The organism is Streptomyces sp. NPDC037290, assembly GCF_055603245.1.
This window is the reverse complement of sequence record NZ_JBVJVZ010000004.1, coordinates 355,156-366,107: the sequence shown is the minus strand read 5'-3', so window position 1 is coordinate 366,107 and position 10,952 is coordinate 355,156. Positions and strand designations below refer to the sequence as shown.

Annotated in this window: 13 protein-coding genes; 6 read left to right on the top strand and 7 right to left on the bottom strand. The window is 73.6% G+C overall.

Annotated elements, in window-relative coordinates; translation table 11 throughout:
* Window positions 1–104: 104 nt before the first annotated feature.
* Entirely contained in the window at window positions 105–389 is a 285-nt protein-coding gene (locus ACZ7HQ_RS16665) for a DUF6332 family protein (RefSeq protein WP_470989959.1), read from the top strand.
* Here the strand turns inward: ACZ7HQ_RS16665 and ACZ7HQ_RS16660 are convergent.
* The 3 genes from ACZ7HQ_RS16660 to ACZ7HQ_RS16650 form a co-directional block, all read right to left on the bottom strand.
* Window positions 350–1,015, bottom strand: a complete 666-nt coding sequence (locus ACZ7HQ_RS16660) for a response regulator (RefSeq protein WP_470989957.1) — start codon at window positions 1,013–1,015, stop codon at window positions 350–352. The two genes, ACZ7HQ_RS16665 and ACZ7HQ_RS16660, sit on opposite strands and share 40 nt — an antisense overlap.
* On the bottom strand, window positions 1,012–2,226 hold the full coding sequence (locus tag ACZ7HQ_RS16655) for a sensor histidine kinase (RefSeq protein ID WP_470989954.1): 1,215 nt from the start codon (window positions 2,224–2,226) through the stop codon (window positions 1,012–1,014). Before ACZ7HQ_RS16655 ends, ACZ7HQ_RS16660 begins: the two co-directional genes overlap by 4 nt.
* A gap of 153 nt (window positions 2,227–2,379) precedes the next feature.
* Window positions 2,380–3,066 (bottom strand): TetR/AcrR family transcriptional regulator, encoded by a 687-nt coding sequence (locus tag ACZ7HQ_RS16650; RefSeq protein ID WP_470989952.1) that lies wholly within the window; start codon window positions 3,064–3,066, stop codon window positions 2,380–2,382.
* Between the two features lie 125 nt (window positions 3,067–3,191).
* Here ACZ7HQ_RS16650 and ACZ7HQ_RS16645 point away from each other — a divergent pair, with 125 nt between their 5' ends.
* Window positions 3,192–3,641, top strand: a complete 450-nt coding sequence (locus tag ACZ7HQ_RS16645) for a nitroreductase family deazaflavin-dependent oxidoreductase (protein WP_470989949.1) — start codon at window positions 3,192–3,194, stop codon at window positions 3,639–3,641.
* A gap of 354 nt (window positions 3,642–3,995) precedes the next feature.
* On the opposite strand, the gene ACZ7HQ_RS16640 is transcribed toward ACZ7HQ_RS16645, so the two are convergent.
* Window positions 3,996–5,237, bottom strand: coding sequence for a geranylgeranyl reductase family protein (locus ACZ7HQ_RS16640; RefSeq protein ID WP_470989947.1), 1,242 nt, complete (start codon window positions 5,235–5,237; stop codon window positions 3,996–3,998).
* A gap of 131 nt (window positions 5,238–5,368) precedes the next feature.
* Here ACZ7HQ_RS16640 and ACZ7HQ_RS16635 point away from each other — a divergent pair, with 131 nt between their 5' ends.
* Window positions 5,369–6,724, top strand: coding sequence for a M20/M25/M40 family metallo-hydrolase (locus ACZ7HQ_RS16635; protein ID WP_470989945.1), 1,356 nt, complete (start codon window positions 5,369–5,371; stop codon window positions 6,722–6,724).
* Window positions 6,725–6,951: 227 nt separating this feature from the next.
* Window positions 6,952–7,656 carry an MBL fold metallo-hydrolase gene (locus ACZ7HQ_RS16630; RefSeq protein ID WP_470989943.1) on the top strand — a complete coding sequence of 235 codons (705 nt, stop codon included), beginning with the start codon at window positions 6,952–6,954 and terminating at the stop codon, window positions 7,654–7,656.
* A gap of 316 nt (window positions 7,657–7,972) precedes the next feature.
* Here the strand turns inward: ACZ7HQ_RS16630 and ACZ7HQ_RS16625 are convergent, their stop codons facing one another.
* From ACZ7HQ_RS16625 to ACZ7HQ_RS16615, 3 genes are all read right to left on the bottom strand, one after another.
* Entirely contained in the window at window positions 7,973–9,016 is a 1,044-nt protein-coding gene (locus ACZ7HQ_RS16625) for an NUDIX hydrolase (protein WP_470989941.1), read from the bottom strand.
* Window positions 9,017–9,163: 147 nt separating this feature from the next.
* Window positions 9,164–9,355: a hypothetical protein gene (locus tag ACZ7HQ_RS16620; RefSeq protein WP_470989939.1), complete on the bottom strand. Its 192-nt coding sequence runs from the start codon at window positions 9,353–9,355 to the stop codon at window positions 9,164–9,166.
* The gene (locus tag ACZ7HQ_RS16615) at window positions 9,352–9,480 is read right to left on the bottom strand and encodes a hypothetical protein (RefSeq protein ID WP_470989937.1); all 129 of its coding nucleotides are present in this window, start codon (window positions 9,478–9,480) and stop codon (window positions 9,352–9,354) included. Before ACZ7HQ_RS16615 ends, ACZ7HQ_RS16620 begins: the two co-directional genes overlap by 4 nt.
* Before the next feature lie 253 nt (window positions 9,481–9,733).
* On the opposite strand from ACZ7HQ_RS16615, the gene ACZ7HQ_RS16610 reads away from it, so the two are divergent.
* Window positions 9,734–10,087, top strand: a complete 354-nt coding sequence (locus ACZ7HQ_RS16610; RefSeq protein ID WP_470989935.1) for a hypothetical protein — start codon at window positions 9,734–9,736, stop codon at window positions 10,085–10,087.
* Entirely contained in the window at window positions 10,084–10,851 is a 768-nt protein-coding gene (locus ACZ7HQ_RS16605; protein WP_470989933.1) for a maleylpyruvate isomerase family mycothiol-dependent enzyme, read from the top strand. The genes ACZ7HQ_RS16610 and ACZ7HQ_RS16605 overlap by 4 nt, the downstream gene beginning before the upstream one ends.
* Window positions 10,852–10,952 lie beyond the last annotated feature (101 nt).

Here is a 10,952-nt window from a genome sequence, read left to right as displayed (position 1 = left end):
TGGTTGCTCCCTCCCCCTCCCCCCCCCCCCCCCCCCCCCCCACCCCCCCCCCCCCCCCCCCCCCCCCCCCCCCCCCCCCCCCCCGCCTCTGTGAAACTGGGGGAATGTACGCATACGGGGGACGCCGCACCAAAGCCGAACAGGACGCGGTCACAGTCGAGATCGGCTACGCGCTGGTGAGCGCCGCCTTCGCGGCGGCGGTGCTGTTCGGGGCCGTGGCCGGACCGGCACTGCTCTTCGATCTGCCACCGCTGCTGTCCGAGGTCCTGCTGCGGCTCGGCACGGCGGTCGCACCGGTCGTGTTCGTGGCCCGGGTGGTGAGCGTGCTGGTGCGCTTCCGGCGGGCGGCTCAGCCGAGCCAGCCAGGGCGTACCAACCCCGACTCGTAGGCCAGCACGACGAGTTGGGCGCGGTCCCGCGCGCCCAGCTTCACCATCGTACGGCTCACATGCGTCTTGGCGGTGAGCGGGCTGACCACGAGCCGACGGGCGATCTCCTCGTTGGACAGGCCGATGCCGACGAGCGCCATGACCTCCCGTTCCCGCTCGGTGAGCCGGCCGAGGGCGTCCGCCGTCGCGGGTTCCTTGGAGCGGGCCGCGAACTCGGCGATCAGCCGGCGGGTGACGCCCGGCGACAGCAGCGCGTCACCCTGGACCACGGCCCGTACCGCGCGCAGCAGTTCGTCCGGTTCGGTGTCCTTCACCAGGAAGCCGGAGGCGCCTGAGCGGATCGCCTCGAAGACGTACTCGTCCAGCTCGAAGGTGGTGAGCATGACCACCTTCACGTCCGTGAGATCCGCGTCGCCGGTGATGCGCCGGGTCGCACCGAGGCCGTCCAGCGCAGGCATGCGGATGTCCATCAGGACGACGTCCGGCCGCAGTTCGCGCACCAGGCGCAGCGCCTCCTCGCCGTCGGCCGCCTCGCCCGCCACCTCGATGTCCGGCTGCGCGTCGAGCAGCGCCCGGAAACCGGCCCGCACGAGCGACTGGTCGTCGGCCAGCAGTACCCGGATCACTCGTCCTCCCCGGTGTGCGTCGACAGTACGGCGAGCACCCGGAAGCCCCCGTCGGGGCGGGGGCCCGCCTCGATGGTGCCACCGAGCGCGGCGGCCCTCTCCCGCATGCCGGCCAGTCCGTTCCCGCTGCCCCCGGCGTCCGCGTCGGTGGCCGGACCGTCGTCGTCGATGCGGAGTCGGAGCAGGCCGCCTTCGAGGGCGAACAGCACGCGCGCGTGCCGGGATCCGGAATGCCGTACGACGTTGGTCAGGGCCTCCTGCACGATACGGAAGGCGGCGAGGCCGGCGCCGAGCGGCAGCTGTGGCGGCTCGCCCCCGATCTCCACGGTCAGCCCGGCGGCGGCCGCCTGCTCCACCAGTTCCGGCAGTCGGTCCAGGCCGGGGGCGGGGGCGCGCGGTGCGGCACCGGAGGCGCGCAGGGTGTCGAGGACCTGGCGCACTTCGCCGAGCGCCTCCTTGCTGGCGGCCTTGATGGTGGTGAGCGCCGCCCGTGCCTGTTCGGGGTCGCTGTCGAGCAGCGCGAGCCCCATGCCGGCCTGGACGTTGATGACGGAAATGCTGTGCGCGAGGACGTCGTGCAGCTCACGGGCGATCCGCAGGCGTTCCTCGTCCGCGCGGCGCCGCGCCGCCTGCGCACGGTCGGCGCGTTCCCGCGCCCACTGTTCGCGCCGCACCCGGGCCAGTTCCGACAGGGCGACGACGGCCAGCACCCAGGTGGCGATGACGATCTCCTGGGCGAGGCCCCCTCTGGTGTCGCCCGCAGGCGGCAGCCACGGGTAGAGCCAGAGGGCCACCAGGGCATGCCCGGCCCAGAGCAGGCCGATGGACGCCCATGCGGCCCACCGGTGCCCGGCGACGACCGCGCTGTAGCAGCTGACGGCGACGGTCAGGAAGACCGGCCCGTAGGGGTAGCCCGCGGCCAGGTAGCCGAGGGTCACCGCCGCGGAGCCGAAGGCCACGGCCACCGGGTACCGATGGCGCCACAGCAGCAGGACGCAGGCGACGACGAGCAGGGCGCGCGCGTACCCGTTCAGCGGCACGCGGTGGGGCTCTCCGTGCGCGGCGAAGTTGGTGCCGATCAGGACGAACGCGGTGAACAGCACGGTGGACCGCCAGGGCCGGTGGACCCGGTGCGGCTCCGACTCGTCCGGGGCGCTCCACCACGGCGGGCCGTGCCGCCACCACTGCCACGGCGCGCGCTGCTCTTCCATGCGGGCCACGGTAGACGCCCCCGGGCGACGCCGACGTCGGCCGAGCGAGGTGATCCCCCGTACTCCCGGGGAAGTACGAGACCTCCGGCGGTAGGGCACAAGGCCCCGGCAGCGGGCCCAGGTGTCTCGCGGGTACGCCGACGGCCTCGGCGGTCACCGCAACCCCACCCCGCGCGCCAGCCCCGCGGCGGCGTGCCGGAAGAACACCTCCCGGTCCTCGACCACCTGGTGGAACTGGCCGAACAGTTCGAAGCTGACCAGCCCGAACAGCTGGGCCCAGGCCGCCACCAGGGCCGCCATCGCCCCGGGGGGAAGGTCGGGAGCGAGGTCTGCGGCCATGCGCTCGGCCTCGGGGCGCACCTCGGCGGGGAGGGGGACGTCGGTGAGGCCGGCGTGCTCGCGGGCGTCCCGGACGATGCCGATGAAGACCAGACCGACGCGGGCGGCGGGCGGGACGGTGGTCGGGGGGGCGGCGTAGCCCGGCACGGGGGAGCCGTAGATCAGGGCGTACTCGTGCGGTCGGGCCAGGGCCCAGACCCGCACCGCCTCGCACACCGCCGTCCAGCGGGCCGTGGGCGCGGCGTCGGCCACGGCGTCGCGCGCCTGTTCCGCGGCCTCGCCGAGGGAGTCGTAGGCGTCGATGATCAGGGCGGTGAGCAGCTCGTCACGGCTCGGGAAGTAGCGGTACAGCGCCGAGGAGACCATGCCCAGCTCGCGGGCGACGGCCCGCAGCGAGAGTTTGGCCGCGCCGTCCTTCGCAAGGTGTCTGCGCGCCTCTTCCTTGATGGCTGCCGTCACTTCCGTCCTGGCCCGCGCGCGGGCGCCCTGTGCGGTGCTCATGCCAGCAGTGTGCCACGACCGAGAGCAGTGCACACGAATGAGAGCACTGCTCTTGCCCTGGAGCGCCTGTCTGCCCCACACTGAAGCCAAGCGAGAGCACCGCTCTCCCAACCGTGGGGGTCACCATGTCGGCACACGTCAAGAAGCCGGGCTGGTTCACGATCAATGTCTTCAACCGGGCGGTCGCCTGGATCACCCGGCGCGGCATCAGCGTCTGGGGGTCCCGGGTCCTCGCGGTGCGCGGGCGCAAGAGCGGGCAGTGGCGCACCACCCCGGTGAACCTGCTGACGGTGGACGGCCGGCAGTACCTGCTCGCCCCGCGCGGCCATGTCCAGTGGACCCACAACATGCGGGCGGCCGGCGGCGGCGAGCTGCGGCTCGGCAAGAACGTGGACGTCTTCACCGCCACCGAGGTCGCCGACGACGACAAGGTCCCGCTGCTGCGGGCCTACCTCAAGCGCTGGAAGGCGGAGGTCGGCGTCTTCTTCGACGGCGTCGGCCCCGAGTCCCCGGACGAGGACCTGCGCCGTATCGCCCCCGACCACCCGGTCTTCCACATCACGGTCACCAGCTGACGGGTCCCTGCGGCAGGCTGCCGCAGCGGTTCGGGACCGGCGCCGTCCCCCACCGGCCGCCCGGTCCTCCGCAGGTCCGCGCCCGGTCCCTCCGCAGGTCCCCGCCCAGTCCTCCGCGGGTCCCCGCCCGGGGTCCCTCGCAGGTCCCCGCCCGGTCCTCCGCAGGTCCCCACCCGGTCCTGCCCAGGTCCCCGCCCGGGGTCCCTCGCAGGTCCCCGCCCGGTCCTCCGCAGGTCCCCACCCGGTCCTGCCCAGGTCCCCGCCCGGGGTCCCTCGCAGGTCCCCGCCCAGTCCTCCGCAGGTCCCCGCCCGGTCCTCCGCGGGTCCCCGCCCGGCGGGAATCACTCGGCGCGGTCAGGAGCCGACCGGCTCCTCCGTCGCGACGGGCTGCCCCCGGTCCAGCGCGGTCAGGGCGCGCTGGGCGAGCGGGTGGGAGCGGACGATCTCGCCCAGCGAGGTCGAGCCCTGTGTGATGTCCCGGAACGCCTTCCAGGCGGGACGGAAGCCGGTGAGAGCCGCGTGGAAGAGGCCGGGACGCTTCTCGAAGACGGTCAGCATCCGCTTGCCGACGCTCATCTCGACGCCGAGGCCGGCCTTGATCGCGAACGCGTAGTTCAGGGCCTGGCGCCGGGTGTCGACCGCGTCGTGCGCCTCGGCGATACGGACCGCCCACTCCCCCGCGAGCCGGCCCGAGCGCAGCGCGAAGGAGATGCCCTCACGGGTCCACGGCTCCAGCAGCCCGGCCGCGTCACCGCAGACCAGTACCCGGCCCCGGGAGAGCGGTGAGTCGTCCGCGCGGCAGCGGGTCAGATGCCCGGAGGACAGGGACGGCTCGAAGCCCGACAGGCCGAGGCGGGCGGTGAAGTCCTCCAAGTACCTCTTCGTGGCGGCGCCTTCACCACGCGCGGAGATCACGCCGACCGTCAGGGTGTCGCCCTTCGGGAACACCCAGCCGTAACTGCCCGGCATCGGGCCCCAGTCGATGAGGACCCGCCCCTTCCAGTCCTCGGCGACCGACTCGGGCACGGGGATCTCCGCCTCCAGGCCGAGATCCACCTGGTCCAGCTTCACCCCGACGTGTGCCCCTATGCGGCTGGCGCTGCCGTCGGCGCCGACGACCGCGCGGGCCAGCACCGTCTCGCCGCCCTGCAGGACGACGGCGACCGTGCGCCGGTCGGGGACGGCCGAGCCGTGCTGCTCGACGCGCTGCACCATGACGCCCGTACGCAGCTCGGCGCCCGCCTTCTGGGCGTGCTCCACCAGCTGCTGGTCGAACTCGGGCCGGTTGATCAGCGCGAACAGCATCTGCTTGGAACGGCGGGTGCGGGTGAAGCGGCCGTTGTTCGAGAAGGTGATCGCGTGCACCCGGTCGCGGAAGGGCAGTTCGAAGCCAGGGGGCAGCGCGTCACGCGAGGGGCCGATGATGCCCCCGCCACAGGTCTTGTAGCGGGGCAACTCGGCCTTCTCCAGCAACAGCACGCGCCGTCCCGCGACCGCCGCCGCGTAGGCGGCCGAGGCCCCTGCGGGTCCCGCGCCCACCACGACGACGTCCCACACCCGCTGCACGCCGTCCGCCGAAGAGTTCTCGCCGCTCACGATGGTCTACTGCTCCGATCAAGCCGCTGCCGTAGTCTCCCCCGCATCCTACGGCGGTCGTCGTCGCAGGCCACTGTGGGAGTATCGGGGGTATCACCCCGTACAACGTCGCACCCACGAGGAGCGTGCCCATGTCGTCGAATCCGGTCGCCGAGACCGTCGCCTCGCTGCTGCCCCGGGCGAAGGCGGAGCTGGCCGAGCTGGTCGCCTTCAAGTCGGTGGCGGACTTCACGCAGTTCCCGAAGAGCGAGAGCGAGGCCGCGGCGAGCTGGATCGCCGACGCCCTGCGCGCCGAGGGCTTTGCCGACGTGGCCCTGCTCGACACCCCGGACGGCACGCAGTCCGTCTACGGCTACCTGCCGGGCCCCGAGGGTGCGAAAACGGTTCTCCTCTACGCGCACTACGACGTGCAGCCGCCGCTGGACGAGGCCGGCTGGACCAGCCCGCCGTTCGAGCTGACCGAGCGCGACGGCCGCTGGTACGGCCGCGGGGCCGCCGACTGCAAGGGCGGCGTGATCATGCACCTGCTCGCGCTGCGCGCCCTGAAGGCGAACGGCGGCGTGCCGGTGAACGTCAAGGTGATCGCCGAGGGCTCCGAGGAGCAGGGCACGGGGGGCCTGGAGCGGTACGCCGAGAAGCACCCGGAGCTGCTGGAGGCCGACACCATAGTGATCGGCGACGCGGGCAACTTTCGCGTCGGCCTGCCCACGGTGACCACCACGCTGCGCGGCATGACCCTGGTCCGGGTGCGGATCGACACCCTCGCGGGCAACCTGCACTCCGGCCAGTTCGGCGGTGCCGCCCCGGACGCGCTGGCCGCGCTGATCCGCGTGCTGGACTCGCTGCGCGCCGAGGACGGCTCGACCACGGTCGACGGCCTGGACGCCACGGGGAGGTGGGACGGCCTGGAGTACACCGAGGAGCAGTTCCGCGCGGACGCCAAGGTGCTGGACGGGGTCGGGCTGATCGGTGACGGCTCGGTCGCCGACCGTCTCTGGGCCCGCCCGGCCGTCACCGTCCTCGGCATCGACTGCCCGCCGGTCGTCGGCGCCACCCCGTCCGTGCACTCGAGCGCCCGCGCGCTGATCAGCCTGCGGGTGCCGCCGGGTGTGGACGCGGCGGAGGCGACCAAGCTGCTCCAGGCCCACCTCGAGGCGCACACCCCCTGGAACGCCCGGGTCACCACCGAGCAGATCGGTCAGGGCCAGGCCTTCCGCGCCGACGCCACCAGCCCGGCCTACCAGGCGATGGCCGACGCGATGGCGGTCGCCTACCCCGGCGAGACCATGCAGTACGCCGGTGAGGGCGGCTCCATCCCGCTGTGCAACACCCTGGCGGGCCTGTACCCCGGGGCGGAGATCCTGCTCATCGGCCTGAGCGAGCCGGAGGCGCAGATCCACGCCCTCAACGAGAGCGTGTCGCCCGAGGAACTGGAGCGGCTGTCGGTCGCCGAGGCGCTGTTCCTGCGCAACTACGCGGCCGGCTAGCCCGGCGTCGGCACGCTGCCCGCGGTCGAGTTCCGGGCCATCCGGCCGTACGTCCGGGTGCGTGGGCGCAGTGCCCTCGACGGGATGCCCCCGCCTCCTGGCGGGCAGTGGGCGAGGGCGTCGAAGGCGTCGCCGGCCGGGCGGGAACGGCACGACAGGGCCGTCACCCGTCTGCCCTCGGCAGAGCGCCCTCGTCCATGGGCGGGGGCGCCGCCTACGGTCGGCGCATGGACGTTGTCGAACTGCTGCCCCGTCTCCGTCTCCTGCGGTTCCCCGTGGGCCAGGCCTATCTCTGGTGTGACCAGGACGAGTTGACGCTGATCGACGCGGGCACGATCGGTGCCGGCCGCGCGATCGCCGACGCGGTCTCGGCGCTGGGACGAGCGCCCGCGGACGTACGGCGGATCGTGCTGACCCACTTCCACGAGGACCACGTCGGCGGGGCCGGCGAGTTGGCCGCGCTGAGCGGTGCCGAGGTGCTGGCGCACCACCTGGACGCGCCGTTCGTCCGGGGTGAACTCCCCGGCCCGTCCCCGCGGTTCGAGGAGTGGGAGCTGCCGATCCACGCGGCGGCGGTCCAGCACCTCCCCGAGGGGACGCCGGTGCCGCCGGCCGCGGTCACCGGCCTGGCGGACGGCGATGTGCTGGACTTCGGCGGTGGCGCCCAGGTGATCCACGTCCCCGGACACACGGACGGCAGCATCGCCCTGTTCCTGCCCGAGGAGGGCGTGCTCTTCGCCGGGGACACGGTGGCGGCCTCACCGGTCGACGGCACGGTGATACCGGGGGTGTTCAACCTCGATACGCCCCAACTCCTGGACTCTCTGCGCCGGTTGGCCGAGCTGGACGCGGACGTGGCGTGCTTCGGCCACGGAGACCCGGTGGTCAAAGGCGCGGCCGCCGCGCTCCTTAGGGCGGCGAGCGCGGCCTGATATCCCCGTCACTCACTCCCTCTCCTCGAAGCGGCTGCCGCCCGCTGACCCTTCCGCCGCTCATCACTCCACGCAGGACAGCGAACGCTCGCGGATCCCTCAGGCGTCTTGGAGACGTGACCGGATCAACGGCCGCCACCCACGCCGGTCAGCCGCCTTACGGTGCGCGGCTCCGACAGCTGCCGCCCGACCGGCCCCAGCCAGCCACCGTCACCGCACCCAGCTCCGACGGCTCTCACCCGACCCACCTCAGCCAGCCGGGCAACCACCCCCACCGCGTCGCCCGCCCATCCCCCGCCCGCCTGGTGCTCGGTGGTCAGCCGACGGGTACGCCCGCCTCCAGGTACAGTGCCGTTCCGCGCTCGCGGGCGCGCAGTGCCCAGCGCAGCCGCTCGTAGCGGACCGGTGGCAGCATCTCTTCGGCCTCCTGCTCGCTGGCGAAGCGCCAGCCGCGCAGCTCCGGGCCGGGCAGCAGTACCCGGGACGCCTCGCCGGACTCCAGCCGGCCGCCGTCGAACAGCAGCCGCAGTCCGCCGAAGCCGGGCGGTACGGGCCGTTCCCAGTCCACGACGAGCAGCCGGGGCACCTCCCTCAGCCGTATCCCCGTCTCCTCGGCGACCTCGCGCATCCCGGCGCGGGCCGGTGCCTCGCCGCGCTCGACGACACCGCCGGGGAACTCCCAGCCGGGCTTGTAGGTGGGGTCCACCAGGAGCACCCGGTCCTGCTCGTCGAAGAGCAGCACCCCGGCGGCCAGGGTCTCGGCGGTCGGCTCCGGCGTCTGCACGATGTCGCAGGGCGGTACCGCACCGCTGCCGACGGCTTCGGCGATGCGGACGGCGGTCTCGTGCGGGGTGAGTGCGCTGGTGTCCACGGGGTGGGCGTCGGCGGTGAGCCAGGAGGCGAGGGCGGCGCGGTAGGGCTCGATGTGGTCGTACGACCACTGCCGCACGCGCATCTCACCGTCGGGCAGGTCGGGCGGGACCTCCCGCCCGGCTATCCGCTCACGCAGGATCGTTTCAGCCGGGGCGAGCAACAGATGGTGGACGGGGATTCGGCGGGCGGCGAGGCCGCCGAAGATCTCGTCGCGGTAGTCCTGGCGAAGCAGGGTCATGGGCACCACGAGGGTCCCGCCCAGCTCGGCGAGCATCGCGGCCGCCGTGTCGATCACGAGCCGGCGCCAGATCGGCAGGTCCTGGAAGTCGCCCACCTCGGCGAGCCGCTTGGCCGGAAGCAGGTGCGTGAGCGCCCCGCCGACGATCTCGGGGTCGAAGAGCGCGCTGTTCGGGATCAGTTCGATCAGCTCCCGTGCGGTGGTGGTCTTCCCCGCACCGAACGCGCCGTTGATCCAGACGACGGTCACGGACTCCCCCTCTTGTGTTGGCCCCCTGAGGCTTGCCCGCTCCACCCTGCCACGGAAACCCCGCCCCGGTGAGGGTGCCCGGACGGCGTGGGTGCCGGTGCCCCCTGCGGCGGGGGACGCCGGCACCCACACCCTGAACCGGTGGACCTATTCCTGGCCGTGGGTGTCGTCGTCGACGGCGTGGCCCTCCCCGCCGAGGGGGTGACCGGCCGAGTCGACGGTGTCCGAGACCTTGAGGTCACCGACGGGGCGGTCGCCCGCCCCGTGGGAGGGGGTGACGGCGGCCACGACGAAGCCGGTGGCCAGGCTGGCGAGGGCGAGCATGCTGCGCTTCTTCATGCGCTGGTCAACTGCGCGAGCCGGTCCGGGGTCACGCGGATACCCGCGAGCAGACGACTCGGGTCACCGGCCCGGCCCTCCACGTCGAGGCGCAGGGCGACGCGGCGGCTGTGCGCAACGTCCACGCCGCCGCGTCCGGTCTCGTCGGCACGCTCTGCGCCGAGCTCACCATGGCCTGCGGGCCGGCCGGCCCGACCGCATATCGGGCCCGGACGGAGCGGGCAGCCGCCCGACACCGCGACCCCACTCGGCACTTCGCGGCACCGTGAACGAACCGGCCGTGCCGAAATCCGCTGGCCCGCCCCGCGTGGCGCCGGTATCGTCCGGCGTCCCGCCCCGCGCGCTCCCGCGCCGGGCCCCGACCAGAGACGCGACATCATGACCAGCCCGCCCCCGACGACGACCCTGTGGCGCCCCACCGGCCCCAAGGAGCTCGACCTGGTCCGCGCCCTCGACTGGCGGGCCTGGCCGCCCCGGCTCCCGGAGCAGCCGATCTTCTACCCGGTCCTCAACGAGGACTACGCGATCCGGATCGCCCGGGACTGGAACGTCAAGCACGACGGCGCCGGCTTCGTGACCCGCTTCGAGGTCGACACGGAATTCCTCGGCCGTTATCCCGTTCGGCAGGCCGGCGGCGAGACGATCCTGGAACTCTGGGTACCCGCCGAGGAGTTGGACGAGTTCAACGCACACATCGCCGGCCGCATCGAAGTCGTGCGGGAGTTCCGGTGAGCGGGCTGCCGGCTTTCGGCCCTGGGCAGGAGCCCGTCGAGGACGCCGTACGCTCGGGCGCTCGCCTCGTGCGGGGCGCCGCCGGTCTGTCCGACGCCGCACTGCGCGCCCCGTCGGGGCTGCCCGGCTGGACGCGCGGCCATGTCCTCGCCCATGTCGTGCACAGCGTCGACGCCTATGTGTGGCTGCTGGGGCTCGCGCACACCGACCGTGAACCGGGACCGCGCGCGGACGCGGCGACACTGTCCGCGGCGGTCGAGCGGGATGCGGCGCTGGGCGCCGACGGGCTGGTGGCGCGGCTGCGGGAGAGCCTGGACCGGTTCGCGGAACGGGCACGCGCGATGCCCGCCCCCGCCTGGGAGCGCCTGGTCCCGGCGCTGGCCGGCTGGCGACACCCGGCCTGGTACCTCCTGCTGCGCTGTCTGCGCGAGGTGGAGACGCACCACCTCGACCTGGACATCGGCCACGGTACGGAGCACTGGCCCGACCGGTACGTCGCCTGGGCGCTGGACGACACCCTCACCACGCTGCGCGCCCAAGGGTTCCCCCTCGCCTCGGTGGAGGCCGTCGATCTCGGGCGCCACTGGTCCGTGGCGGCGCACGGCCCCTCGGTCGCCGGGGCCGGGCACCAGGTGCTCGGCTGGCTCAGCGGACGGGTTCCGTCGGGCGCGCTGACGAGCGACCGCCCGTCACGGCTCCTGCCGCACCCGCCCGCCTGGCCTCAGCCGCCACTGCCGGGGTGGGGGCGCGTGGGCGACGCCTGAGCCCCCGAAACGAAGCAGGAAGCGAACACATCCGAACGCCCGATCGCGACCGCGGGGCGAACCCGCGCTGCCGTTACGGCTCTTCATGGGTTGTCGCACAG

Excerpts from the sequence above, each read along its gene's own strand:
- ACZ7HQ_RS16650 (WP_470989952.1), bottom strand. The coding sequence starts at position 3,066 with ATGAGCACCGCACAGGGCGCCCGCGCGCGGGCCAGGACGGAAGTGACG.
- ACZ7HQ_RS16635 (WP_470989945.1), top strand. The coding sequence starts at position 5,369 with ATGTCGTCGAATCCGGTCGCCGAGACCGTCGCCTCGCTGCTGCCCCGG.
- ACZ7HQ_RS16620 (WP_470989939.1), bottom strand. The coding sequence starts at position 9,355 with ATGAAGAAGCGCAGCATGCTCGCCCTCGCCAGCCTGGCCACCGGCTTC.
- ACZ7HQ_RS16655 (WP_470989954.1), bottom strand. The coding sequence starts at position 2,226 with ATGGAAGAGCAGCGCGCGCCGTGGCAGTGGTGGCGGCACGGCCCGCCG.
- ACZ7HQ_RS16630 (WP_470989943.1), top strand. The coding sequence starts at position 6,952 with ATGGACGTTGTCGAACTGCTGCCCCGTCTCCGTCTCCTGCGGTTCCCC.
- ACZ7HQ_RS16645 (WP_470989949.1), top strand. The coding sequence starts at position 3,192 with ATGTCGGCACACGTCAAGAAGCCGGGCTGGTTCACGATCAATGTCTTC.
- ACZ7HQ_RS16610 (WP_470989935.1), top strand. The coding sequence starts at position 9,734 with ATGACCAGCCCGCCCCCGACGACGACCCTGTGGCGCCCCACCGGCCCC.
- ACZ7HQ_RS16665 (WP_470989959.1), top strand. The coding sequence starts at position 105 with ATGTACGCATACGGGGGACGCCGCACCAAAGCCGAACAGGACGCGGTC.